At 44.2% G+C, this 24,884-nt stretch carries 25 protein-coding genes and 1 tRNA gene; 13 read left to right on the top strand and 13 right to left on the bottom strand.

What is annotated here, in order from left to right; all coding sequences use genetic code 11:
• Positions 1-40: 40 nt before the first annotated feature.
• Both ppa and WB308_RS00760 read left to right on the top strand, forming a co-directional pair.
• Entirely contained in the window at positions 41-562 is a 522-nt protein-coding gene (gene ppa, locus WB308_RS00755) for an inorganic diphosphatase (protein ID WP_015653254.1), read from the top strand.
• Positions 563-568: 6 nt separating this feature from the next.
• Positions 569-865, top strand: a complete 297-nt coding sequence (locus WB308_RS00760) for a hypothetical protein (protein WP_424188008.1) — start codon at positions 569-571, stop codon at positions 863-865.
• Between the two features lie 2 nt (positions 866-867).
• Here WB308_RS00760 and WB308_RS00765 read toward each other — a convergent pair whose 3' ends face one another.
• Entirely contained in the window at positions 868-1,383 is a 516-nt protein-coding gene (locus tag WB308_RS00765; RefSeq protein ID WP_424188010.1) for a hypothetical protein, read from the bottom strand.
• A 260-nt stretch (positions 1,384-1,643) separates the two neighbouring features.
• On the opposite strand from WB308_RS00765, the gene WB308_RS00770 reads away from it, so the two are divergent.
• The 5 genes from WB308_RS00770 to WB308_RS00790 all read left to right on the top strand — a co-directional run bounded on the left by WB308_RS00770 (position 1,644) and on the right by WB308_RS00790 (position 6,982).
• Entirely contained in the window at positions 1,644-2,171 is a 528-nt protein-coding gene (locus WB308_RS00770) for a transglycosylase SLT domain-containing protein (RefSeq protein WP_424188012.1), read from the top strand.
• A 43-nt stretch (positions 2,172-2,214) separates the two neighbouring features.
• Positions 2,215-2,406: a hypothetical protein gene (locus tag WB308_RS00775; protein WP_424188014.1), complete on the top strand. Its 192-nt coding sequence runs from the start codon at positions 2,215-2,217 to the stop codon at positions 2,404-2,406.
• An 86-nt stretch (positions 2,407-2,492) separates the two neighbouring features.
• Positions 2,493-3,440, top strand: coding sequence for a YbgA family protein (locus tag WB308_RS00780; protein WP_424188016.1), 948 nt, complete (start codon positions 2,493-2,495; stop codon positions 3,438-3,440).
• A gap of 2 nt (positions 3,441-3,442) precedes the next feature.
• On the top strand, positions 3,443-4,816 hold the full coding sequence (locus tag WB308_RS00785; protein WP_424188018.1) for a cryptochrome/photolyase family protein: 1,374 nt from the start codon (positions 3,443-3,445) through the stop codon (positions 4,814-4,816).
• A gap of 81 nt (positions 4,817-4,897) precedes the next feature.
• Positions 4,898-6,982: a sensor domain-containing protein gene (locus WB308_RS00790; RefSeq protein WP_424188020.1), complete on the top strand. Its 2,085-nt coding sequence runs from the start codon at positions 4,898-4,900 to the stop codon at positions 6,980-6,982.
• 205 nt (positions 6,983-7,187) lie between these two features.
• On the opposite strand, the gene WB308_RS00795 is transcribed toward WB308_RS00790, so the two are convergent.
• The 6 genes from WB308_RS00795 to WB308_RS00820 form a co-directional block, all read right to left on the bottom strand.
• Positions 7,188-9,461 carry a diguanylate cyclase gene (locus WB308_RS00795; RefSeq protein WP_424188022.1) on the bottom strand — a complete coding sequence of 758 codons (2,274 nt, stop codon included), beginning with the start codon at positions 9,459-9,461 and terminating at the stop codon, positions 7,188-7,190.
• 73 nt (positions 9,462-9,534) lie between these two features.
• Positions 9,535-10,818, bottom strand: coding sequence for a DEAD/DEAH box helicase (locus WB308_RS00800; RefSeq protein WP_424188024.1), 1,284 nt, complete (start codon positions 10,816-10,818; stop codon positions 9,535-9,537).
• Between the two features lie 250 nt (positions 10,819-11,068).
• Positions 11,069-12,112, bottom strand: a complete 1,044-nt coding sequence (locus WB308_RS00805; RefSeq protein ID WP_424188026.1) for an HD-GYP domain-containing protein — start codon at positions 12,110-12,112, stop codon at positions 11,069-11,071.
• A gap of 47 nt (positions 12,113-12,159) precedes the next feature.
• Positions 12,160-14,487 carry a diguanylate cyclase domain-containing protein gene (locus tag WB308_RS00810; protein WP_424188028.1) on the bottom strand — a complete coding sequence of 776 codons (2,328 nt, stop codon included), beginning with the start codon at positions 14,485-14,487 and terminating at the stop codon, positions 12,160-12,162.
• A gap of 141 nt (positions 14,488-14,628) precedes the next feature.
• Positions 14,629-16,161: an ABC1 kinase family protein gene (locus WB308_RS00815; protein ID WP_424188030.1), complete on the bottom strand. Its 1,533-nt coding sequence runs from the start codon at positions 16,159-16,161 to the stop codon at positions 14,629-14,631.
• Entirely contained in the window at positions 16,158-16,412 is a 255-nt protein-coding gene (locus WB308_RS00820) for a hypothetical protein (protein WP_424188032.1), read from the bottom strand. Before WB308_RS00820 ends, WB308_RS00815 begins: the two co-directional genes overlap by 4 nt.
• A 148-nt stretch (positions 16,413-16,560) precedes the next feature.
• Here WB308_RS00820 and WB308_RS00825 point away from each other — a divergent pair, with 148 nt between their 5' ends.
• From WB308_RS00825 to WB308_RS00840, 4 genes are read left to right on the top strand one after another with little or no spacing between them, the layout of a single operon-like run.
• Positions 16,561-18,180, top strand: coding sequence for an EAL domain-containing protein (locus WB308_RS00825; RefSeq protein ID WP_424188034.1), 1,620 nt, complete (start codon positions 16,561-16,563; stop codon positions 18,178-18,180).
• Positions 18,177-18,908, top strand: a complete 732-nt coding sequence (locus WB308_RS00830) for a class I SAM-dependent methyltransferase (RefSeq protein ID WP_424188036.1) — start codon at positions 18,177-18,179, stop codon at positions 18,906-18,908. The genes WB308_RS00825 and WB308_RS00830 overlap by 4 nt, the downstream gene beginning before the upstream one ends.
• A 21-nt stretch (positions 18,909-18,929) precedes the next feature.
• Positions 18,930-20,396: a flagellar hook-length control protein FliK gene (locus tag WB308_RS00835; RefSeq protein WP_424188038.1), complete on the top strand. Its 1,467-nt coding sequence runs from the start codon at positions 18,930-18,932 to the stop codon at positions 20,394-20,396.
• Entirely contained in the window at positions 20,393-20,644 is a 252-nt protein-coding gene (locus tag WB308_RS00840; RefSeq protein WP_424188040.1) for an EscU/YscU/HrcU family type III secretion system export apparatus switch protein, read from the top strand. Before WB308_RS00835 ends, WB308_RS00840 begins: the two co-directional genes overlap by 4 nt.
• On the opposite strand, the gene WB308_RS00845 is transcribed toward WB308_RS00840, so the two are convergent.
• Positions 20,628-21,086, bottom strand: coding sequence for a YcgN family cysteine cluster protein (locus tag WB308_RS00845; RefSeq protein WP_424188042.1), 459 nt, complete (start codon positions 21,084-21,086; stop codon positions 20,628-20,630). The genes WB308_RS00840 and WB308_RS00845 overlap by 17 nt on opposite strands.
• A gap of 180 nt (positions 21,087-21,266) precedes the next feature.
• Between WB308_RS00845 and WB308_RS00850 the strand changes: the two genes are divergently transcribed.
• Positions 21,267-21,725 carry a hypothetical protein gene (locus WB308_RS00850; protein WP_424188044.1) on the top strand — a complete coding sequence of 153 codons (459 nt, stop codon included), beginning with the start codon at positions 21,267-21,269 and terminating at the stop codon, positions 21,723-21,725.
• A gap of 40 nt (positions 21,726-21,765) precedes the next feature.
• Here the strand turns inward: WB308_RS00850 and WB308_RS00855 are convergent.
• Positions 21,766-21,842 (bottom strand) — tRNA-Gly (locus WB308_RS00855).
• A 107-nt stretch (positions 21,843-21,949) separates the two neighbouring features.
• On the opposite strand from WB308_RS00855, the gene WB308_RS00860 reads away from it, so the two are divergent.
• On the top strand, positions 21,950-22,450 hold the full coding sequence (locus WB308_RS00860; protein WP_424188046.1) for a 2'-5' RNA ligase family protein: 501 nt from the start codon (positions 21,950-21,952) through the stop codon (positions 22,448-22,450).
• A 28-nt stretch (positions 22,451-22,478) separates the two neighbouring features.
• On the opposite strand, the gene WB308_RS00865 is transcribed toward WB308_RS00860, so the two are convergent.
• From WB308_RS00865 to WB308_RS00880, 4 genes are read right to left on the bottom strand one after another with little or no spacing between them, the layout of a single operon-like run.
• Positions 22,479-23,192 carry a DUF3108 domain-containing protein gene (locus WB308_RS00865; protein WP_424188048.1) on the bottom strand — a complete coding sequence of 238 codons (714 nt, stop codon included), beginning with the start codon at positions 23,190-23,192 and terminating at the stop codon, positions 22,479-22,481.
• Positions 23,193-23,243: 51 nt separating this feature from the next.
• Entirely contained in the window at positions 23,244-23,645 is a 402-nt protein-coding gene (locus WB308_RS00870; protein ID WP_424188050.1) for a hypothetical protein, read from the bottom strand.
• A gap of 34 nt (positions 23,646-23,679) precedes the next feature.
• Positions 23,680-24,510: an aldo/keto reductase family protein gene (locus WB308_RS00875; RefSeq protein WP_424188052.1), complete on the bottom strand. Its 831-nt coding sequence runs from the start codon at positions 24,508-24,510 to the stop codon at positions 23,680-23,682.
• A 3-nt stretch (positions 24,511-24,513) separates the two neighbouring features.
• Positions 24,514-24,816: a c-type cytochrome gene (locus WB308_RS00880; protein ID WP_424188054.1), complete on the bottom strand. Its 303-nt coding sequence runs from the start codon at positions 24,814-24,816 to the stop codon at positions 24,514-24,516.
• Positions 24,817-24,884 lie beyond the last annotated feature (68 nt).

The raw sequence follows: 24,884 nt of genomic DNA on the forward strand, positions 1-24,884 counted from the left end.
GTTACAATCCGCCTCATTATTTTATACACAGAGGTGTCTTATGGATCTAAGCAAAATCGGCTACGGAGAAAACCCGGATAAAGTTAAAGCAATTATTGAGATTGCCTGCGGATCAAACATCAAATATGAAGTTGAAAAAGAGAGCGGTGCTTTAGTCCTTGACCGTGTCATGCACTCGGCAATGTACTATCCGGCGAACTACGGTTTTGTGAACAAAACCCTTTCTCAAGACGGCGATCCGGCTGATATCTTGATCCTTACCGAGTATCCTATGGTTGAAGGTTGTGTCACCAACTGCCGTTTAGTCGGTGTACTTATTATGGAAGACGAAAGCGGTATCGATGAAAAATTGCTTGCCGTTCCAACCTCAAAAATTGATCCAACATTCGAAGAGATCCAAGACCTCGGTGATATCCCGAAACACACCCTGGCAAAAATCAAAAATTTCTTTGAAACCTATAAAATGCTTGAACCGGGCAAATGGGTAAAAGTAAAAGGGTTTGAAGACAAAGCATCCGCAACTAAAATCCTAGAAGATGCTATCAAAAATTACAAAGAGTAAGCGAATATGATCGATTTCGGCTCACCGGATTTTTTTGCGTATGCGATTTTCGGACTGATTTTAAATTTTGTCTTTTCGATCGCATTTGGATTGTATCTCAGCAATAATATCGGAGTTGAAGAGATGATGCTCTCCAAAGGAGATCGCGAGCAGCCGTGGTGGCTCGCCCTCTCTCTCGCTATCCCTTACGCCAAAATGGCCATTACTCTCTATCGGGTTGCTATCTTGCAACTTTATTTTCTCGATCAAGGCAAATCCCACAAAGAGTACTGGATCTATCTTACATCACATGATGAACGTTAAGTTTATTTCTCTTCTTTAATACAAAATTTTCGTATCAACGTATCATGCAGTCCGCTCTTTAGCGACTCTGCCCCTTTTTGCGCCCGTTGAAATCGTCCATTCCACTCGTTATTCTTAAATGCCGGATCAACCACTGCCAACCCCTGACGCAGTAACATCTCGCTGTAGCTTTCCGGTCCATTCCCATAAAGGACACACCCTTCTTTAATCATCTCATAATGATAAGAGTGCTGCAGGTATAAATGTTCACGGGCAAACTGTTTATCATGGGGATGGGCCTTATAAAAATGTTCAATTGCCGATCGGCACTCCTGCGGACTTGCACCGTTAAGTATCATCTTTTCCAATGTTACCACCCCAAAAGGCTCACACGGGATAAGGGTGTTACGATGAAGCAATTTCTGCTTGCCGTTACTGTCAATTTCGCTCAGCAACCCGACCGTAATCTCTCCAAACAAAGGAGTCATACAAATCAATGCACTCAGTAATCGGACAAAAAATGTTTCATTTTTACTCATGAGTACTTTTTTAACCCTTTTTTTTAATGATTTTAGAAAACTTTTTACATTGAAACTTAAACTAACACCCACTTTTATAACATTTTAACACAATTTAAACCAATATAGTCTTCCAAACTTAATCTCTACTTTCCCGCTGGTTGGTAGCATACTCCCCTTTTCTATTACTTTTTCTTAACTGATTCATTTAGAAAGGCCACACCATTGTTATATGCTTCCCAGTACCCTAAAATTTCACATTCCATATTCGAGGTGTAAATTTGAGATTTCTTTCCCTGATATTACTGCTTGCATTGTCCCTTTTTGGTGACGCAATGACCCCTAAACAACTCCATGTATTACAAACCGTACGTGATGTCGCGAAATCCATCCCCGACAAAAACGGTAAGACGTATGAGAATACAGTTAGTGCGATTTGTTTAACGGAAAGCAGTGCGGGGAAAAATGTGATCGGCGATTTTCGACATAAAAAATCGTTTACCAAAGCTTCCCTCGGTGCCATGCAAATCCAAGTTGCTACGGCACGACACGTCTCTCAAAATGTTAAAAAACTCCGTTGGATTAATACTCTCAGTGATGTACAGTTGGCAGGGCGACTTTTGGGAGATATCAAACTTTCCGCACAAGTTGCCACATATTATCTTGTCTTGCTGCAAAATCAGCGACTGGACCATTTTTATGCGATCAGCGGATACAACGGCGGATTTACGAATCGCCCCTATTATAATCGTGTCATGAAAAACATGGATATTGTCACCCATCTTGTCTCTTCCGGTAAGCTGTCCTAATTTTTAAGCTATAATACTTTCAACTAGTCAGTGGGGAATTATGATGAATGATGATAAGCTCAAAATTATGCTCGCGATTTTAAGCGGTATTATTTTTAGCCTTATTTTTATCCTCCTCGCTTTTATACTCCCTCTTCATCCCTCTAAGGTTCCTGCAAAAACCATGGACAGCGAACTGCAAAAACTCTCGAAAGAGTATAGAGAGAACAAATTAGTTCCTCCTCCGAAACCGTAATCGATACTCTTTCAAACCGACACAATTTCTCTATGAAAACAATTGCACATGTCTTATAATGTGTTTTCCTAAATGAGGAGTCAAAGATGAAAATTGCCGTATCTGCATGTTTGTTAGGTGAAAAAATTCGATATGATGGTGGGCATAAACATGAACCCTTCATTACCGATCAGCTCGGTCAATTTGCCACATTTATCCCTTTTTGCCCTGAGCATTTGGCTTTTGGAACACCTCGTCCCTCGGTACATTTACTGCGCTATGAGAATGAAATACATATTCAATTGAATAAAGACGGCATCGATCTCACGGAACCTCTTATTCAGAGCAGCCGTGATGAGCTCTCAAAAATCTCTCAAGAACCTCTGTGCGGTATTGTTTTTAAATCCAAATCTCCAAGTTGCGGTATGAAAAGCGCCAAGATATACCTCGATAACGGATTTTGCGAAGGGAAAGAGGACGGTATTTTTGCATCGATGTGCCGCGAGCGTTATCCGCTCTTGCCGATGGAAGAAGAGGGAAGGCTCCAGGATGCCTGGTTGAGAGAAAATTTCATTATGCACGTGTTCGCCTATGATACGTACGAGCGATTCAAAGCCTCCAACCCGGCCATCGGCGATTTGGTCCGTTTCCATACTGTCCATAAATTTATGCTCCAATCCAAAGATGAAAAAATTTACCGAGAACTCGGCAATATTGTCGCCAATCGTGATGATATCTCCCTTGAAACACAGCTGGCGATGTACGAGCTGGGATTTAAAACAGCGATTTCCGCTAAAAGTTCAATCAAACGGACGCGCAACGTTTTAGAACATATGGCAGGATTTTTTAAAAATGAGTTGAGTAAAAGTGAAAAAGAGATTCTGCATGAGCATATCCATGACTATGCCGATAAAATTATCCCCCTTATCGTCCCCCTCTCAACGATTGCCCTTTACGCCCAAAAATATGATCTTCGTTACCTGCTCGAACAAACGTTTCTCAACCCCTACCCTAAAACGCTCGCACTGCGTTCTCATATCAATGCGGGAAAATAAAGGTGCGACGTATTTTATGGTTTCGCCGTGACCTGCGTTGTGACGACAACCCCCTTCTCTCCCTGGAGGGAGAAGTTCTCCCGATTTTTATCTTTGATCCAAATATTCTCTCCTCCCTTCATCATGATGATCGACGGGTTAGTTTCATCTATAATGCCCTCATCCATCTCAAAGACGCCTTACGAAATCGGGGGCTTGACTTAGCCATTTTTTACGGTGAGCCGACGGAGGTTTTTCGCTGGCTCCTCTCTAAAGGCTCCTATGATGCTGTCTGTGCATCAGGAGACTATGATCCCTACGCAATCCGGCGCGACCGTGATGTATCGCATCTGCTGCCGTTTACCTATCTGCACGATACCTATATCTTCCGCCCCGATGAAGTGCTTAAAAAGGACGGAACACCCTATCAGGTATTTACCCCTTTTTACAACCGGGCGAAATCCCTCTTTCAGCCACAGCACCTGTATGAGTATGAGCCCGTCCATCAACAGCTTATCGAGTTTGATTATGAGTACTTGCATACCCTACAATCTACGGAGCATGCTGAAGTGCCTTTCACCCTCGAATCGATCGGCTTTGAATTCCAACCGCTTACCCCGCATCAACAACGCTCACCCGAAACAAAGCTTGAACATTTTGCCGCTCAAATCGAGAATTATCCCAAAAATCGTGACGCTATAGCATTAGATGGGACCTCTGGGATCAGCACCGATTTGAGATTTGGAACCTTGTCCATTCGCAGTGTATTGCGATGGATCGCGGCGCAAAAAAAACAGGGGATAGAGACCGAGCCCTTTTTTCGCCAGCTGATATTTCGGGAATTTTACGCAATGCTCCTGTATCATTTTCCGTACCTTAGCGAACGCAATTTTCGCTATCCCTTTAAAGGGATACCCAACAAAACCTATTTCGAAGCGTTTTGCACGGCACAAACAGGGGTACCTATCATCGATGCAGGGATACGAGAACTCTTGATGAGCGGAGAGATGCACAACCGTGTACGGATGATTTGCGCTTCGTTTTTTACAAAAAACCTCCTCTTGCCATGGCAATGGGGGGAAGCGTTTTTTGCCGAACATCTGAATGATTACGATGCTGCAAATAATATCCTCTCATGGCAATGGAGCGCAGGAACAGGGATCGATCCTCAGCCCTATTTTCGTATTTTCAACCCTTATACGCAAGCCTCTAAATATGATCAAGATGGGATTTATATCCATAAATGGCTTCCGCACTTGGCCTCCGTTTCTCCCAAAACACTCTGTGATGAAGAAGCTTTAGCCCATTTACCGTTAAACAATTATCCTCTGCCAATCGTCAATCATAAAATCAGTTCGAAAGAAGCCTTAGCCTATTTTTCAAACTATTTAAAATAAATAGTAAATGTGGTATCATGTTTCAACATCCTCTTCTTCACACTTTTATGGGAGATTCGAATGGATAACTATAATTCAGTATTGCCACATTCACCTCTGCTAAGTGATGAACATTTCCAAGAGTTTCGACGCCTCAAATTTGCCATCAGTTCTTCAGAAGACGGAATCTGGGAATACAATATCCAAACCAATACGACCTATGTCTCTAAACAGTGGCTGGAGATCATAGGATACGATGAGAATGAATACCAGAGTTCGATTGAGGCATGGAAATCGCTACTGCATCCTGATGATATCGAATATGCTATAGGGGTTCTTTTTAGCTCAATCGCCAACAAAATCGAAAGCGCACATGTCCGTTACCGTATCCGCCATAAACAGGGGCATTGGATCTGGATTTATGACCGCGCGAAAATTCTCTTCGATGAAACAGGTGAACCGTTGATTGTTGCCGGATTTCGTACCGATATCACACAGCAAGTCGAACTCGAAAATCATAACCAAGAGCTCGCGGTAATCGTCCAAAACGCTACGATCGAAGTCTATATTGCCGATGCCACAACCTTAGAATACCTCTATGCCAATGATGGAGCCCTCAAAGCATTGGGATATACTCTTGAAGAGCTCCAAAAGCTGTCGGTTTTTGACATTAACCCCGATCTCACTGCCGATCAAATCGATATTTTTCGACAATATTTCGATACCGTCAGCCCTGTACTGAGTAATATCTCCCACCACAAGCGGAAAAACGGTACCCGTTATCCCGTACAGGCAAGTGTCCATAAGCTCACCTACAAAGGTATTGCGGCCGTCGTTATTTTCGATACGGATATCACCGAACTTACCTTTACCCAAGAACAGCTGCTTCATTTGGCGACCCATGATGCACTGACCGAGCTGCCCAACAGAGTCCTTTTTCTTGACCGGCTTCAGATGGCAATCAAAAAAAACGAACGGACAAAGGATAAAGTCGCATTATTGTTGATCGATCTGGATCATTTTAAACAGATCAACGATTCACTGGGACATCCGATAGGCGATAAACTCCTCATTCATGTCTCTCGGCGTCTTCAATCTCTCCTGCGTCAAGGTGACACTATTGCCCGGATAGGGGGAGATGAATTTAACATTCTGATCGATGGCCTGAGTCATACTCAACCCCTTATCGATATTGCTGAAAAATTAATCCATGCTTTTCAAGAGCCTTTTTCCATTCAAGGACAATTATTGTATACCACCCTGAGCATCGGAATCGCATTGTCTCCTGATGACGGTATGACAACCGAAAGCCTCCTCAAGAATGCCGATACCGCTATGTACCGCGCCAAAAACGAAGGGAGAAATACCTACCGATTTTATGCACATGAAATGGGAGAAAAAGCTTACGAGCGGGTAGTCATGGAAAACGCTTTGCACGTTGCGCTCAAAGAGAATCAATTTGCCGTCTATTATCAACCTCAGATTGATTTGAATAATCATAAATGGGTGGGGATGGAAGCACTGGTACGATGGGAACATCCCACACTCGGAATTGTCTCCCCGGCAACCTTTATCCCCTTGTGCGAAGAGACGGGACTCATTCAAGAAATAGATTTTTTCGTTTTGGAAAGTGTTATCAAACAACATGTAGAGTGGAAAGAAGAGGGGTTAAGCGGACCGAAAACCGCAGTCAACTTCTCCGCGAAAACACTTTCCAACCGTCATATCGCCAAAGAGGTAGCCGCAATTTTACATTTTCACGGTTGTAACTCCGAATGCATTGCCATTGAAGTAACCGAGTCGCATGTCATGCATGATCCGAAGGAGGCAATTGAAATTTTAGGGGAATTTAAAACATTAGGACTCGAAATATCGATCGATGACTTTGGAACGGGGTATTCTTCCCTCTCCTATCTCAAACGGCTCCCTATCGACAAACTGAAAATTGATCAAAGTTTCATACGCGATATTCCTCATGATGAAGACGATATGGCCATTACCAAAACGATCATCGGACTGGCCAATAATTTAAAACTCAATGTAATTGCCGAAGGGGTAGAAACACATGAACAAAAAAGTTTTTTACTCGAAAACGGGTGTCTACTGGGGCAAGGATACCTCTTTGCCAAACCGCTTGATGTAAAAACTACGACAGACTACTTACATTCGAATGGCTATCATCACTGACTCAAGGTAGATCACATCCTATATTTTTCGAGAACTTTAACCGATTAACTGATGCTATGCACTTTATTAATTTTAACTCTTAAAAGTCGTATTTTACTTTCGTCATTCCCGCGAAGGCGGGAATCCAGCTTTTATTTTTGGGGATGGATCCCCGGGTCAAGCCCGAGGATGACGAGAAAAATATTTTTCTGCTTAACGTCAGATATTAAGCATCAAGTGCACTCTCCACTCGATTTCGTCCTCTCTTTTTGGCCTCATACAATGCTTTATCAACCCGACCGATATTTTCATGTACGCTTTGGTTACGGAGTAATTTGCCGACACCGATACTGATGGTAATCGAATGGTCCAATCCAAATGCGTAATTTTCCACCGCACTACGAAGATTTTCCGCTGCAATAGAGGCTTGTTCAGCCGTTGTATGGGGGAGAATCACGATAAACTCCTCGCCGCCCCATCGTCCGATTACATCGGTTTGACGGAGGGAATTTTTGAAAATTTCTGCCAACAGCTGTAATATACGGTCTCCGCTCTGATGTCCGTACGTATCATTAATCATTTTAAAATAATCGACATCCATCATTACAATTGCACAGCGATAGGTTTTGTAACGGTCTACTTTTCGCTGTTCTTCTTGAAGCTTTTCATCGGTTTTTTGGCGGTTGTATAATCCGGTGAGCTTGTCCGTGACAGAAAGTTCAAGGAGCTTTGCGTTATAGCGCCGAAGAACAAAATAGCGCCACGTGAATGCCAATACTCCCAATACGATGAATCCGATAATTTTCCAAACCATTTTCTGATCTACCCACGCTACCTGCTCAATGGTTGATGCCCAGCGGTTATAAATCACCTGCATCGTTTTCTCATCCATATCTTGTACCAGTTTTTCGAAAATATCATGGAGAATCGGTTCATCACTACGTGTCGCTACATGCAGTTCATCTTTTTCTTCCAGACGCAAGGAAACTTTTAAACTTCCGGTATATTCTCTTTGGATATAGGAAGTGGTCACTACAAGATTATCGATATAGCCATAAAGCTGGCCGTTTTCAACTTTTTTTAATCCGTCATTGATCGATTCAACTTCAACAATCGTGAGGGCAGGATAAAGTTTTTTTAATCGATTTACAATCTCATACCCTTTTACGACTCCGATTTTTTCCCCTTTAAGAAGTTCAATACTTTCAATAAAAGGTTTCTCCATCGTCGTAACCATAACATACGGAAGTGCCAAATAAGTCGAGGTAAAATCCAAATAGGGTTCACGCTCCGGCGTTTTTGCCGCCAATGACAAAATATCACACCGGTGATGTTGTACATTGAGCAGTGATTCATTCCAGGTAGTTGTTTGAATCAGTTCGACAGGAATGCCGAGTTTGGATTCGAAGTTTTTCATAACATCCGAAGCGATACCGATGTGTTTCCCCTCTCGTATCGCTTCAAGCGGATACCATTCCGGATCAACACACATCGTAATTTTTTTCTTTTGAAGGAGATAGCTTTTTTCTGCCTGTGTCAGCTGAAAGCTGTTTTTAGCGCTGGCAACGATATCCTGAAATAAAAATTGTCCTAATTTTTGGTCTTCACGGATAATTCCGGCATACAAAAGCTGTTTGTACAGTCTCACGGTGAGTTCGCCGTTCGTTTCACCGATTCGATACAAATCCGTCATCATCAATTTTTTAATCACTTTGGCTTCATAGGCAAGCGCTTCAGAAGATTTATGTACTTTGTATTTTTTCTTTAGGATATCAATAATTTCTTCGGGATGATCCAAGGCGTATTTCCAACCTCGATTGGTTGCGTCAATAAACTTTTGTCCCCGCTGTGAATGTTCCATTGCCTCTTGTTGGGAGGTGAAGAGATTTCCCGCATTCATCACAAACCCATATTCCATAGGATCGATAATTTTATAAGGAATCTTCAATCGATCGAGTTCATAAAGTTGATTGGAGCGATACGCACTCATAGCATCAACTTCATGACGGGTAAAAGGATCGATGCTAAACGTATGATCGACTAAATGGCTATTAGAATGAGTGATGCCGAAATGAGATAATAGAAGCGATAATGAGCTGTGTTTGAACTCGTTTTTTGTCCCCATAAGTGTTTTACCGATTAAATCAGCAGGGCTTTCAATCCCTTGGTGGGTAATAAATACGAGAGGTGAATGCTGTAAATAGGTTGCCATTAAAACGATCGGCTTAATATGACCGTTTTCCACCACGATATTACTGTTGTAGATGCCGTAGTTGCTCTTTCGGTTCAAAACATCCGAAACGACGTCAGAGCCTTCCCGGTACTCACGGAGTTCGACATCGAGCCCCGCATCACGGTAATACCCTTTTTCTTTTGCAGCAATATACCCGGCATACTCAAACTGATATTTCCAATCGAGCTGTATCGATACTTTTTCAAGATTACCGCCACTCAGAATGACAACTGCACTGACAATAATGAGTAAAACCCGTAATACCATTCCCAAAAACCAACTTTCTATAAAGAGCCTTAATTTTATTGTACAACGCTAAAGATAAAAGTTATCCCTATTGTTAATGGCGTCGATCATTATCGCGTCGTTTTGGCTCATGCCGTCCGCTGTCACGTTTTTGAGCCGGTTTCCCGCCACGATCTCCGCCGTTGCGGTTACCGCCACCTCCGCCCCCGCGGCCTCGTTGAATCGGTTCTGCTTTAATGGAGGGATCAGGCTCATACCCTTCAATAATTTGACGGTCAAGCTTTTTATTAATCAGTTTTTCGATCCCTCTCAAGTAATCCGCTTCGTCTACACAAACCAGGGATATCGCTTCTCCTTCACATCCTGCACGCCCTGTTCTACCGATACGGTGAACATAGTCCTCCGCGATGTTAGGGAGTTCGAAGTTAACCACATGCGGCAATGCATCGATGTCGATACCACGGGCTGCAATATCGGTCGCAACCAGGATCCTAACCGCTCCGCGCTTGAAATCATCAAGTGCTTTGGTACGTGCGGCTTGGCTTTTGTTACCGTGGATCGCCGCAGCGGTAATACCGATCTTTTGGAGATATTCGGTGAGTTTATTGGCTCCGTGTTTCGTGCGTGTAAAGACGAGAACCTGTTCCCATTGGTTTTTGCCGATCATCTCTCCGAGAAGTGCACTTTTACGTTTGCAGTCTACAAGGATGACACTTTGCTTAACGAGTTCACTCGACGTGTTGCGGCGTGCCACTTCAACCTCGGCCGGATTACGGAGCAACGTATTTGCCAATGTTTTAATCTCATCCGAATAGGTTGCGGAAAACATGAGATTTTGTCGATGTTTCGGGAGAATACTAATGACACGGCGGATATCACGGATAAAGCCCATATCAAGCATACGGTCCGCTTCGTCTAGAACGAAAACATCGACAGCGCTCAGATCGACCGTCCCCTGCCCTACGTGGTCTAACAGACGTCCCGGAGTAGCAATGAGAATATCGATTCCATTACGGAGCATCGTGATTTGAGGATTGATCCCCACACCGCCAAAAATAACGGCACTTTTGAAAGGGAGATATTTGCCGTAAAGTTTAACACTTTCCCCCACTTGTGCTGCGAGTTCACGGGTCGGCGTGAGGATAAGCGCACGGATTTTACGGTGCGGTTTGGGTGTTTTCTTTTCACTCAAAATTTGGAGCAACGGCAAAGTAAAGCCGGCCGTTTTACCCGTACCGGTCTGGGCTCCTGCGAGCATATCGCGCCCTTCTAAAATAAAGGGGATCGCTTGTGCCTGAACAGGTGTCGGCGTATTATAGCCTTGGTCTTGTATCGCTTTTAGCAGCGGGGCAACGAGGTTTAGATCGGTAAATGTCATAAAGGTATTCCTTTGGTGGTTAGGCCCAACCAAAGTCGCAACTCAGGACGGTTTTAGGCAAGGGGTAAAAATTAGGGTGGAAAGTGCAGTTCAACGCAAGTTCGTAAGCAGCACCAACCGTAGGTGCTGTTAATAAAAGTATTCTAGCATATTCTGCCACTAAAACTCCTATGGTGATTAACCGCATTAGATTAAAACTCTCCAAAAAGAGGAGCGAAGTACTTTCGCCATTGGTTTAAAAATTAGAGAGTTATTTTCCTTTTCTCGGGGAGCCCAAAAGTCGGATAAAGGTATCCGTATAATATTCGTCAAATTGGTCTGCCATCTGCTGTTTTATCATTATAAGCGCTTCATAGCTGGTATAGTTGGATCGAAAGGTACGCTGTGTCGTCAAGGCATCAAAAACATCACACATACCAATAATACGGGCAAACTTAGGAATCATTTTTCCTCGCAACCTTGAGGGGTATCCATTTCCATCTAATTTTTCATGGTGATAATGAACGGCGTCAAGGATTTTTGGGTCTGCGATCCCGTTGTTTTGAAGAATTTCCAAACCAAAATTCGAATGCTGCTGCATCCGTTCAACCTCTTTTGTTTCTAAATAGGTCGGCTTTAAAAGAAGTGATTGATCTATCCGCATTTTCCCGATATCGTGTAACAATCCAGCATAAGCAACCTCACGTAAACTCTCTTTCGTCAAGCCGGTTGATCTTCCTAAAATGATTGAAAAAATAGCTACATTCGTACTGTGATGATGGGTAGTGTACGCTTCGGGTATGATTCGTAAAATGATAGATATGGCATCACTCTCATCGCGATTCAGGCAATGAACCAAGGCATCTACACATGCGTCCAAAGCGCTCAACGGCAATGTTTCAGAGCTTTCATAAAAAATAGCCTCCATCAATTCCGACGTCGTTTGATACACACTTTGCAGTTGATTTTCAAAAGTTTCACACTGCTGCAATATTTCATTCAATCGCATCACACTCGGGATCATCTCCTGAACGCTCCGAATAGGATTCGGTACGGCATTTTTCTCCTTCAAGCCGTAGCGTTCGATATACCCTCTTATTTTATCGGTATCCTGAACCGCAATGTAAATTTTCTCAATCCGTTTGAGTTTAACGGCCAGTTCCGCAGTAATGAGGGTACCCGCTTCTATGATAATGACGTAATTATTAAATCGTTTGATGTAACAATCGAAATTAACCACTGCCCCTTCGATCAGCATATCCGATTTGAGAGTAGTATATTTGTGATTAATAACTCTTCGAACAACTTTTTGCAACCAAATCCTTCTTCTTTCTAACTTCGTTTGATAATCACAATTTTATCTCAAACAATCACATATGCAACTTTATCTCTTCCGCTCGATTTAGCAAGGTAAAGGGCTTCATCAGCGCGTTTTAAAAGTTCTTCTTTAGAAGCGGCACTGTCGGCTTCTTTGAACGCCATGCCGGCACTGATCGTGACATATTGCGTCACATCCGAGTAGGCGTGAGGAATTTGCAGCGCTCTAACCGTCTCGATCAAACGCTGCGCGACGTTATTCACTCCTTCTCGATCAATATCTTTGAGAATGACGACAAACTCTTCCCCGCCATAGCGTGCTACCATATCGGTTGGCCGTTTGAGGCTCTTTTTCAATGCCTCAGCGATAGTAATGAGACATGCATCCCCCTGCACATGACCATAATGATCGTTATAAGGCTTGAAATAATCGACATCGATCATGATGACTGCCAACGTTTTTTTATCTCGAGAGGTCTCTTTGTATTTTCTTTCATACATTTCATCGAAAAAACGGCGGTTCGGAATATGGGTCAATCCATCAAACATCGCGAGTTCTTCGAGGATAGCGCTTTTTTGTTGGAGGGCGGTGTTAACCTCTTCGAGTTTACTTTTTGCCTCTTTAAGTTCTTGAAGGATTCGAACTTCTTCGGTAATATCCTGTACGGTGCCTCGTGAAATGAGCGGATTTCCCTCCACGTCGTATTCACTATCCCCCACCTCTCGAACCCATTTGATTCTTCCGTCTTTCATCACTAACCGGTGATCGATCGTATAAGGCTGTTTCGTTTGGAGAGAATCAAAATAGGCTTGGTTAACACTTTCTCGATCATCAGGGTGAATCGCTTCTAAAAAAGCTTCGTACGAGGCATCAAATCGGCACCGGTCAATCTCAAAAATATGGAATATCTCATCCGACCACTCCAGATTATTGGTACGTAAATCGAGTTCCCAATTTCCAATGTGCGCCATATTCTGCGCTTTAATGAGACTCATTTCGCTTTTTTGGAGCGCTTCTTCGGCTAATTTGCGCTCGGTGATGTCGCGAAAAACGACAATAACCCCTTCTCCGTCAATACTCGAAACGGTCAGACTGACCGGGAAAAAGGTACCGTCACGTCGGATAAAATAATCATCTTCGTGCCGCGTTTTCCCGTCTTTTAGAGTTAAATGAACGGGGCACTCCTCATGAGGATAGATTTCATTCGAAGGTCTGTGATGATGGAACAGTGCATGTTGGTCTTTATACAACACCTCTTTTTCAGTAAATCCAATCAGTTCCAGTGCCCTTTGATTGATCCAGGTACAGTGACGGTTTTCATCGACCCCGAAAACCCCATCCCCGATATTTGAAAGCAACGACTCAAAAAGATTTTTCTTTTTTCGCTGTTGATTGTAAAACAGCATCCCCGCCGCAATAAAGAAAAGAATCACCAGAAAGGCTGCTTTATAGTGTTCCCAAATATCCGCATACGTCACTTCGGGTACGGTTTCAAAAGGGGGGAGGCGCAAATGACGCGAAAGCTCTTCCACCTCGAGATAATCGGCAGGGAGCGTGTAGCCGTAGATTCCCTGTTTTTTGATTTCTTCGTTGGTTGGCTTAAGCGAGAGAAGCGCGGCCAAAAATTCCTTCACATCGTTATGGTCAGCATGAGGAAGGGCAAAAACAGGCCATTCGGGATAGAGTCTTGTGGAGACTTTGTAAGGGTGAGCAGCAGGGTGTTGCTCATGAATGATCCGAATATCGCCGGCTGTGATCTCCCCTTTTCGAAGCATCTCTTCCAAAATCCCGTCGCGGATAAATCCGACATCCGCTTTTTGGGTTAAGATATCATGCACGACCTCTTGATGTGATCCAAGGGTTTCAATGATTTTGCTCTTTTTATCCGACAAATCGATGCCGGCATCATGCATCTCATAGGCTTGTGCCCTAAATCCCCCCATATGTTTGGTACTTGGCGTGGCGATCGTTTTCCCCTGGATATCGTACAGAGTGCGAATAGGGCTGTCACGGCGAACGATAATCACTCCCCCCAGTTTACAGGCAGGAGTTCCCTCTTCACTCACACTGATCAGGGTGGCGATGGCACCGCTGAGGGCATATTGTTGCCGGACAACAAGAAAATGAGTCGGATTGGTAGTGACGATGTCGAGCTGCCCTTTGGCAATTTTGTCGTTCATCTCCTCTTGCGTCAAAACGTCCAAAACCACCCGATTATCCAACCGTTCATTCAGATAATCGATCAGAGGCTGATATTTTTCACGCGTCTTTTCAGATCCGGTGTAAGCAAATACGCCGAAATGTATTTGATCTTTGGCATAAGCGGAAACAATTAAGGATAACAATAGAAAAAAAGAAATTAGTTTTTGCATTTATCCCCATCTTTTAAAACAATATTATTATTTGTTATAATAGCAAATTATCACTTTATCGATCCTTTTTCAAGTACCCTTCCGGCTTCGATTCATCAACATCCCCGCTCAATCATATCGATTTTTTCGGCCTATACGCTTCTAGCGAAACCATAATCGCATGATCGCCGCACCCAGCAGTGCATATGTAATCTCTTCACTTCCCGCGATCCATCCCCCCAAAGCGCCCAAAGCCAACATCAATGCCGTATAGAGTGGAGCCGTTGCTTCGCGCAGCTCTTTTTTGATAATCCCATACTGCAAATCCGAGAGTTCTACTTTGAGTTCCCCTTTACTCGCACGCTGGATAACATGACGCAAAGCGATCCAATCATCCGGGATATGTTTGACCTCATCCATCAACGTCTCAAAAATCGATTCTTTCATCCCCAATGCTCTGGGGATATTACGCTGCAAGATCGGGAGAATATCCTTAATCCCGTTAAAATTTTCGATGTAGGTCGTCCCCAGTCCTTCGATAATCGCACTGACCCGCAGAATATAGATTGCCTCTTGAGGGAGCTTAAAAGGGAGATTTCGCGTTTGTTCCAATACCTCGAACGCCAGCTTTTGCATACTTCCACTGTCCAGTGCATCGTTGCCGAAGATATCAAACATCCGCTCGGTAAATTCGGCCAGTTCGGCCGCGGGTGCATCGTAAGCAACCGTTCCCAACCGTTTGGCCGCACTCACATACGCCTCAAAATCACGCTCATTGGCCGAACGGATCAATTCGATAATGGCGATACGGGTATCGTTGGGAACCCGTTTTACCATTCCAAAATCAAGAAGAACCAATTTCCCGTCAGGATTTATCAGGAGATTGCCCGGATGGGGGTCGGCATGGAAAAAACCTTTTACCAACATTTGATCCGTATAAAACCGTACCAGCTGATCGATCAGTGATTCAATATCCAGACCGTGTGAGAGAATGGCCTCACGATCATCAAACCTCCACCCCTCTTCAAAACTCATCACCAGAGCATCATCACAACTGAGAGTCGGATAACATTTCGGAAAGACAATCCCCGCATCAGCGTACATGGCAGAGAATTTTTCCAAATTGGAGCGTTCCTGGTTGAGACTGCACTCTTGGACGATCATCACCGAAAATTCGGCAATCACCGACTCGATCGAATGGCGGGTTGTATGAGAAAAGAGAGGACGGAAGATACGGTTAAATACGGCTAAAATCCGTATATCGGCACGAACACGTTTCTCAATCCCCTCTCGTCGCAGTTTTACCGCTACTTTGGTCGTTTCATCAATAAACGCTTCATGCACCTGACCGATCGATGCCGAAGCCATCGGCTGAGGATCAAAACGGATAAACGGACTCGTAGGAAAGGCTTTTTCCATGACCCGCTCATATGAAGAAAGGCTCATCGGAGGCAAATCATCATGGAGGGTTTTCAAAGCATAAAGATACGGCTCATCGAAAAAATCGTTACGGGTTGCTAAAACCTGCGCGAGTTTGATAAAACTCGCCCCCAATTTTGTAATGACCAATGCAAGCTTTGCCGGTGGCAGAGGGGAAAACCCTAAAAAACGATCCTTTTTTTTGATCAGCAGGTAAAACGACAACAGAAGCCGAAAAACGCTCCAAAGCCGATACGGTGAATAGAGTGAATTCACGGCCGTAACGCTTCAATATCCTTTTTCGTTGCAATTCCCAGCTCTTCGATCACCTCTTTGATCGCCGTTTTAAGTTCCTCTTTGAGACGTTTCTCTTCATCTTCGCCACGGGTCTTTAAACCTTCCAAAAAGCTCTTGGAATCGGTAGCGTTGAGCTTCCCTTTCTCTTCGAGCTTTTTGAGCTCCTCTTCCACCTTCTCTTTGAGCAGTAAGGCTCCGCCCATTCCTGTATAGAGTAATTCTTTCAACATGGTTCTTCTCCACTCTTTAGATGATAGATTATAAGCCTAAAACGGTAATATCCGTATCCTTTTTTTGCCGGTTTATCGATCGAAAACTTCTCTTTACCCGAAAATTGTGATAAAGTACCCCATTAATTCCCCCAAAGGGCATCGTGTAGTGGACCCATTATTATCAAATAGCAACTTTCTCCATCTTATCGAAATGGGCCCTATTGTTGTCCTCTCATGGAGTACCGATGAGGGGTGGCCGATTAAATACGTTTCCGGAAATATCGAAAATGTTTTGGGGATCCCCTCCGATGCACTGTTCCAAAAATCGGTCAAATATTCCGATTTTATCCATCCTGAGGATATCGATCGTATAAGCACTGAAGTATCAACCTTTATTTCTGCAAAAACAAACATCTTTTATCAAGAATATCGACTTTGCTACCAAAACAACCCGCCCCTTTGGGTGGGAGATTTCACGGCTGTTGACTACAATGATGAAGGAATGGCCCTATCGATCAACGGCTATCTTTTCGATATTTCCAAAACCAAAGAAGCGGAAGAAAAAGTCGAAAGGATGATCTATTTCGATACCCTCACCGACCTCCCCAATCGACAGAAATTTCAAATCGATACCGAGACCAATGCCATCCACGCCTGCGCTATTTTCAATATCGATAATTTCAAAGAGATCAACGACTTTTTTGGAATTGAGGCGGGAGATGTTATTTTAAAACAGGTAGCCCAGTGGTTCGGAGAAATAAACCTCTTAGCCTACCGGATAGCAGGAGACGAGTTCGCCGTCGCTTTCTATGATACGCTCACCTCCAGTAGCTGTTATTCTCGGCTTTCCGATATCCTTTCCTTGTTTGAAGAAAAAACTTTTTTTATCGGCAACGAACCTCTGAATCTTCGTCTCAGCGTCGGATTGGCTGTCGGAAATGAAAAGCTTCTGACACGCGCCGACATTGCTTTGCATTCCGCAAAAGAGCAAAAAATCCCCATCGCGATTTACGATGAAGAGGATAATATTGAACAAAAATATTACGCCAACATCGCGATGGCAAATACCGTTCGAAAAGCCCTCTTAAATGGGCGTATCATCTGTCATTATCAACCTATTTTTGATTTAAACACCGAGACGATTACCAAATATGAGGCATTGGTACGGATGATCGATGACGAAGGCCGCCTCATTTGTCCTCTCGAATTTTTGCCCATGGCTAAAAAAACAAAACTCTATTCCCAAATTACCCGCGCAGTGATTCATCATGCCTGTTCCACATTTGCCGACCGCAGCGAAGAGTTCTCCGTCAATATTTCACTCGCCGATATTAAAGACCCCCATACGGTTCAAGAAATTTTTAAAACCATTATCAAAACCTCTACGGCATCGCGTATTGTATTTGAAATCTTAGAATCAGAAGGGATCGAAAACTACGATGAAGTGGCACAGTTTATCACTCAGGCAAAATCGCTGGGGGCAAAAATCGCCATTGACGACTTCGGAAGCGGATACTCCAATTTTGAGCATATTCTCAAACTTGATATTAACTGCATCAAAATCGACGGCTCCCTTATCCGAGGTATTGCCGATAATCCGCGTCACCAGATCATCGTCGAAACTATCGTGACCTTCGCCCAAAAAATCGGTGCGAGCACGATCGCGGAATTCGTGACCGATGCAGACGTCTATGAAACCGTCAAAAAACTGGGAGTTGGAGCATCTCAGGGGTATTACACCGGCAAACCCGAAGCAATCGTTTCGGATATCGAGAAAACACAGTGAATCCTCCGAATCATTTTGACTCCATCGCAGAGGTTTTCAACCGTATTTGGTATTTCTCCGACGCGTACAAAGATTTTGTGATCGGCCACATTATCGGTGATCTTTCCCTTTCACGAAACGATATTCTTGCCGATATCGGAGGGGGGACGGGTACCTTTACCAGCCGGTTAATGGAGGAAGCAAAATTACAAAAAGCTTACTGCATCGAACCCTCCGGTGCGATGTGCGAAGAAGCGGCAAAGCTGGAGAACATTACCGCTTTTCACACTGATGCCCATGCGTTTTTATCCACCCGAACCCCATTCACAAAACTGCTCCTCAAAGAGGTAATCCACCATATAGAGGAACGCGAACCGTTTTGGAATGCGATATTCGAGAACCTTCCGCATGGGGGGAAGCTCCTCATCATCACCCGTCCGCAAACCGTCGAATTCCCATTATTCCAAAAAGCCAAAGAGGCCTTTTTCCATAATCAGCCTTCCTATGAACTCTTTGAATCTCAGCTCAAAGAGTGCGGATTCCATGTTGAAACGGCCCATCGAAATCACACGTTTGCCCTCCCGAAAAAAAGCTGGTATGAGATGCTCAGGCACCGTTTCATGTCGGATTTAAGTCTCTTTAGCGACGAAGAGATCGAAGCGGGAATAGTAGAAATCGAGCAAATTTACCCGGAAGAGACCATCAACATCATTGACAATCTGATTTTTATTACGGCAACTAAAAAATAATTTTGTGTTATCATTTATCCCATGATAAACATCCCATCCGATACGCGGTTCAGCATTATCCTCCCCAACACCAACAAAGCCCTCTCCGCGGCGATCAAAAATGCCACCCCGGAACAGCTCGAAACCCTGAAAGAGGGAAAAGATATCAAATCCCTCCTCACCTCGGTCTTTCACGATAAAACCACCGCTTCCAAATCGGATCAAACCCTACTTGATCTTCTCAAAAACTCTTCGGCATTTAAAAATATGGGGAGTTTCAGCGACTCGCTGCAATCGCTCCTCAAAGAGCTGAAATCTTCACCCGATATGGCTCCGAAAACGGCGATATTAGAAAACTTTCTCAAAAATATCACCACCCTCGATCCCCAAAACCTCAAAAGCCAAATTTCTTCGAGCGGCGTGTTTATGGAGTCCAAATTTGCCGCAGCCCTGAACAAGATTCCCGATCTAACCCAAAATCTCGAAGCACTTAAATCGCTCCTCTCCAAAATACCGACCAACGATGCCAAAGCACTTCAAAACACCGTTTCTACTCTCTTGGCAAGTCCTAAACTCCCCTCAGCAAGCCACAATCTCCAAAGTGCACTCCAACTCACCGAAGGGTTAAAAAAAATAGCCGAAACACTCCAATCACTCATCACCAAAACCGATCCCCTCTACTCCAAAGAGGTTGCCGCCCTCGCCCTCAAACTCGATCAACACTCCATCGCATCGGAGATCAAAACCACCCTTTCTCAACTCTACGGAGCCCTTCTCTCCAGCAGCGCACCCGATACCAATCCCCTCCTCGACTCCATCGAAAAACTGCTTAAAAACCTAAACAGTTCATCCGACGAAGAGGTTAAAACCTTTACCCGCCAACTCGAAAATGCGATCAATGAAGGGGATACCACCAAAGAGCTCACGACGATCAAATCCAAACTGAGTGAATTTACCAACCCCAAAGAGCTCGTCACCGAAATCTTTCTCAAAGAATCAATGTCCGATGATCTGAAATCCAATCTCCTCGCCTTGCACGAAGAACTAACCCAATCCAATGACCCCGGTGTTCCCAAACTGTTAGAACAAACCGATAAACTCCTCACCCAAATCGACTACCATCAGATGCTCTCGCACCTGAGCTCGTCCAACTCGATCTATTTCCCCTTTGTCTGGGATCAGCTCCAAGAGGGGTCATTGACGTTTAAAAAAACAAATCAACAAAAATTCTACTGCGAAATCAATCTGAAACTCAAAGAGTACGGTGAGCTTAATCTGATGATGGCACTTTACGATGAGAATCAGCTCGAAATCCAAGCTCACACCGACAAGAGTACCCTTAAAACCCTTATCCATGACAATATCGCAGAACTTCGTTCACTCCTGATCAAAGCGGGATTAACGCCCCGTTCAATTCGTGTTTTTGACAAAAGCGAAACCCAAACAACGCTCAATGAAACGTATACAAATTCTGACGGATCGGATATGGGATTTGAGGTGAAAGTATGAAAAAAGCGGTTGCCCTGCGCTATGATCACCTAAAAGAGAACGCACCGCGCGTTGTCGCGAAAGGGAAAGGAGAGAATGCGGAAAACATCATAAAAATCGCCGAACTCCACAACCTCCCTATCCGAAAAGATGAAGATTTGGTGGAGCTTTTGAGTAAAGTGGAACTCGATCGGGAAGTTCCCGAAAAACTCTATGTCGCCGTTGCAGAAGTGTTTAGTTTTATCTACAAAATTACAAATCGTCACTAAACGTATCGACAATATAATCTTCCAACTCGAGATCGTCACTTTCTAAGACGGGATTGAGTGCATGCATTCCATGAGGACGCACCGTATTACGATTTTTGGTGATCAGCGGATGCCATGAGGGGAGCGGCTTGCCCTGATGACGCAGACGGTAGGCGCATGTTTCAGGAAGCCAATCGTACTCGGCTACCCGCTCTAACGTGAGCCCCATACACCCTTCCACTCTCTTAAAGCGGTTGGCATAATCACTGCATTGTCCCGCATTGATATCGTAACAGTGGCATGCGACACGGGTTAGATAGATGGGAGCCGTATCGTCATCTTCATCCTGAAGACGATTCAGACAGCACAGACCGCATCCGTCACACAGTGCTTCCCACTCTTGGGGAGTCAATTCTTCGAGCGTTTTCGTTTCCCAAAAAGGGGCTGTTTCATTATTTTGCATAATGAAAAAATAGCATAAGTACGGTTAAAAGTGACCATTTGCAAAAAATTAACGTCATACCCGAGTAGACGGTTATCCAGCTAGATTCCCGTCTTCACGGGAATGACTAAGGCTATTGAGTTCATTGAATTTGGTCTTAGTGTTATTTGGATATGATGAGGATAACAAAAAGGATATTTAATGACTACTGAACAACCATTGGGTGAACTCTTGCGCGAATGTGCCGATGCGGTAGGGGGAAAAAACTTTTTTCTCACCCTCGCCGAAACAATCCGTACGACCCGAGAGGGGATAATTCTCGCTGAAAAAAAACAGATCAACTATTCGAGCGGAGTGATGACATGGAATAAAACACTGCATGCCGACAATTGGAGACTTCTCATCGATTGTGCAAAAGTGCGTACCAAGGATGGCAATATTCTCCTCTCGCCCGAAGACAAACGGTATAAAAACATCCTCAACATGATCCGCACCCTCAAACCGCTGAGCTTTACCATCACTCCGTCCAATACTGCGGATGGAGAAGGATTTAGTTTCAATGCGTTGGAAGTGATTGATGAGAAAACGACACGGATATCACCGCTGTTTAAAGCGCTGTTTGTCATGCCGATCGATGTGTTACGAAAAACGATAATTTGATAAATAAGAGAAGAGATTGATTTAAAAGAAGCGAAAAGAGTGGAGCGGGAAACGAGACTCGAACTCGCGACATTCAGCTTGGAAGGCTGACGCTCTAGCCAACTGAGCTATTCCCGCATCACGATGAAATTATAGCGCCCGTTCGCTTAAGGATTCATTTATCACTATCACTCAAGCCGTGGTATACTTATACCAAATCCATTCCATGAAGGGATGAATCGTTGATGCACCGCCTTTTCCTCGCCATCCCTGTTCATCTCTATGACTATCCCAAAATCCGAGATGACTTTGATCCGTTTTTGGAAGGACGATGGCGGGAGGAAGAGACCCTGCATGTCACAATCGCTTTTTTGGGAAAACGGTTCGATGCCGGCAAGGTGATCGAAACAGTTGACGCGTTCCCATGGTCATTCGACCCTTCACTCTTGGGGCGATGGGATTATTTCACCCAGAGCCGCGTCTTCGTTGCGACAACCCACAACCCCTCTCTCCAAACTCTGTATGAGCGACTTTCACCTTTGCTGGAACTGGAGAATGCCCTCCTTAATCCCCATGTAACCTTGATGCGGGTTAAAAGATTCAACAATGCCGAAGAATTTTTCCGCCGCATGAACGAGCCTTCTCTCGATGCGCTGGGATATCTGAAACCAAAAGTAATCCTCTACCGCAGCATCCTCCATCCCTATGGAGCCGAATATCAACCGTTAAAGGAGTGGCAGCTATGATGACTCTTCGCTATCACAGTATAGGTTCTTATTTGACCCTTTTTCCGATAATATCCCCAAAAAGTAAGACATCTTCCAAAATCGCTTTTTCGCACAATCCCTCTTCATTCAGATTGATAAGCAATTCGCCATTGGCACTGCTGAAAATGCGGTCATTCAGGATTACTTTAACGAAATTCCCCTCTTCGGTTCCCAACTCTTTTTTCATCTTGGAGACAACGTCACCTTTGGGGAAAATGACATCGATACGACCATTTTCTTTGTTGGCGCCGATCGCATACAGCAATTGATTTTGGCGAAATTTCATATAATGTTTAACATTAAAGAAAAGCGTTAAAATATCCTCGCCGGCGTAAAAATCGTTGATCTCTTTATGAGTTTTTCCCTGGTCCTGTATCTCTTTGAACACCGTTTTTTTGAGATGGTCGAAGGTGTAAATTTTAGTAATCTTGTCCGAATTTGTTTTGCGTATTTTTGTATAGGTATCGGGGACGAGCTTCCCGTTTATAATCTTGCCGCGACTTTCGTACATCTCAGTACGGTTATTGGAGAGGAACTTTGCGACTCCCGTAGTGCGGGCTTCGATACGAATCGCGTAGGTGTCGTCCTCATGCGTCTCAAATCTCGCATCTGCGATCCCCATCGTTTGAAATATCCCATACGAGACTTCATACGTAGCCCTAAGCACTTGGGCATTTAATAGGCTTGTGAATACAACGAACACGAAAATGACGGTTTTCATGATTTACCCTTTTTGTGCCAGTGTATATCCAAATCGTGGAGCATTTGCGGATTACAGGTTGAGCAGCAGCGATCCTGCCCCTTTGGAGACGATCCCCAGCGGAACTTTTATCCCCTCTTCCATATGATCGGCAAAAATACGGTTGAGCCAAACACGGTTGGTTTGCACTTTTTGGAGGATAAGATACTCCTCTTTTTCAATCGTCAACGTCATATACGATCCGATAGAAACATTCAGAGGCTGCTTCTCCCCCTCCGGGAGCAGCGTAAAACGGAGATTCTTTTTGGTCGTATCCACGGTAACATTTTCCACCTTGCCATATCCGCGTGTATTAAAATAAAGAGATACAGCAGAAGTGAGAAGTTTAGAGCGGATCGAGTCCATCGTGGAGAGCTCGGCACACTGAGCCGTGCTCAAAAGGAATAGTAGAATAAGAACCAGTCGTTGCAGCATAAATCATCCTCGTTTTTAGAGGCGGATTATAGCTTCACCCCTCTAAAAGAGAGCTAATACTCTCAATTTCATCCGCTCGTAATTCAAAACTGAAAATATCCAAATCCTCATCGATATGGTGTTTTGAGGTTGACCCGATGAGGGGAACGATCCCGATCTGATTGAGATAGCGATAGAGTATCTGAGCTTCGGTTTTATTGTATTCCTGGGTCAAGGCGAAAAACTCACGGCTCCCTAAAAGATGAGGATTCGCCGTCAACGACCAAAAACTCTGATAGATAATTCCCTGTTCATCGCACCAGTGGCGCAGCTCTTTGTCGTACCCGCTCTCAGCATAAAAGCGGTTTTGTACGAATGCAGGTTTAACGTTAGCATCCCTATCCAGCCGTTTGAGCAACTCCACATCATAACAATTGCTAATCCCCAGTTGACGCGCGCCTCCGCTATGATGGAGCGTTTCCATCGCCCCCCATACTTTCAAGAGATTCGCGTACGGAAACAGAGGGGAATGGAGTACCAGCGAATCGACATACTCCGTCCTGAGGTTTTGTTTCGACACTTCAAAAGACTCTGCCACTTGAATTTCGAGGGGAGCATTGGGATTATACGGGATACGCTGAGGGTCTTGACCGTTTAAAGGGGTGAATTTGGTTTGAAGAAATAGCTGTTCCCTCTCAATTCCCTGCGCTGCCAATCGCGCTAACGCTTCCCCTACCCGTGCTTCTTCGTAGTGTTTGGGCTGACACGCCGTATCAATACCCCTAAATCCGCTCAATACCGCCATTTCTACCAGTTCAGCGGTACGCTCTTTTTTCCACGCCGTTCCATAAAGCAGAGGCGGTATCGACCGCGTATTCGGTCTCATGGTTTAGAGTGCGCTGATATATTCTGCCAGTTCATGCACCTGATCTTTACTGCTCGTACTGAGATAGTTTTTCTTCATCATTTTGACAACCGGTATCGCTTTTCGCTCACCGGAGGCATAGTCATGTAAATTTTTTTCGATCTTGGCAACAGCCATCCCTTTGATGGGGATCGATTTTGCCATCGCTGATTTTTCCCCTTTGGAGCCATGGCAGCTGGCACACTTTTGCTGATAGACAGAACTTATCGGTGCCGCACACACAACACTTGCCGTTACAACTGGTAATAAAAGTTTAATCAGTCTCATCTCTACCCCTTTTTTTGCGAAAGTGACACTATTTATGCCGTTCCAATTATTCTAACGAAAATCAAACC

The organism is Sulfuricurvum sp., assembly GCF_049587615.1.
Taxonomy (GTDB): domain Bacteria; phylum Campylobacterota; class Campylobacteria; order Campylobacterales; family Sulfurimonadaceae; genus Sulfuricurvum.

Coding starts and splice junctions, on each gene's coding strand:
- ppa (WP_015653254.1), top strand. CDS start 41: ATGGATCTAAGCAAAATCGGCTACGGAGAAAACCCGGATAAAGTTAAA.
- WB308_RS00760 (WP_424188008.1), top strand. CDS start 569: ATGATCGATTTCGGCTCACCGGATTTTTTTGCGTATGCGATTTTCGGA.
- WB308_RS00765 (WP_424188010.1), bottom strand. CDS start 1,383: ATGAGTAAAAATGAAACATTTTTTGTCCGATTACTGAGTGCATTGATT.
- WB308_RS00775 (WP_424188014.1), top strand. CDS start 2,215: ATGAATGATGATAAGCTCAAAATTATGCTCGCGATTTTAAGCGGTATT.
- WB308_RS00780 (WP_424188016.1), top strand. CDS start 2,493: ATGAAAATTGCCGTATCTGCATGTTTGTTAGGTGAAAAAATTCGATAT.
- WB308_RS00795 (WP_424188022.1), bottom strand. CDS start 9,461: ATGGTATTACGGGTTTTACTCATTATTGTCAGTGCAGTTGTCATTCTG.
- WB308_RS00800 (WP_424188024.1), bottom strand. CDS start 10,818: ATGACATTTACCGATCTAAACCTCGTTGCCCCGCTGCTAAAAGCGATA.
- WB308_RS00810 (WP_424188028.1), bottom strand. CDS start 14,487: ATGCAAAAACTAATTTCTTTTTTTCTATTGTTATCCTTAATTGTTTCC.
- WB308_RS00820 (WP_424188032.1), bottom strand. CDS start 16,412: ATGTTGAAAGAATTACTCTATACAGGAATGGGCGGAGCCTTACTGCTC.
- WB308_RS00835 (WP_424188038.1), top strand. CDS start 18,930: ATGATAAACATCCCATCCGATACGCGGTTCAGCATTATCCTCCCCAAC.
- WB308_RS00840 (WP_424188040.1), top strand. CDS start 20,393: ATGAAAAAAGCGGTTGCCCTGCGCTATGATCACCTAAAAGAGAACGCA.
- WB308_RS00845 (WP_424188042.1), bottom strand. CDS start 21,086: ATGCAAAATAATGAAACAGCCCCTTTTTGGGAAACGAAAACGCTCGAA.
- WB308_RS00850 (WP_424188044.1), top strand. CDS start 21,267: ATGACTACTGAACAACCATTGGGTGAACTCTTGCGCGAATGTGCCGAT.
- WB308_RS00860 (WP_424188046.1), top strand. CDS start 21,950: ATGCACCGCCTTTTCCTCGCCATCCCTGTTCATCTCTATGACTATCCC.
- WB308_RS00865 (WP_424188048.1), bottom strand. CDS start 23,192: ATGAAAACCGTCATTTTCGTGTTCGTTGTATTCACAAGCCTATTAAAT.
- WB308_RS00870 (WP_424188050.1), bottom strand. CDS start 23,645: ATGCTGCAACGACTGGTTCTTATTCTACTATTCCTTTTGAGCACGGCT.
- WB308_RS00875 (WP_424188052.1), bottom strand. CDS start 24,510: ATGAGACCGAATACGCGGTCGATACCGCCTCTGCTTTATGGAACGGCG.
- WB308_RS00880 (WP_424188054.1), bottom strand. CDS start 24,816: ATGAGACTGATTAAACTTTTATTACCAGTTGTAACGGCAAGTGTTGTG.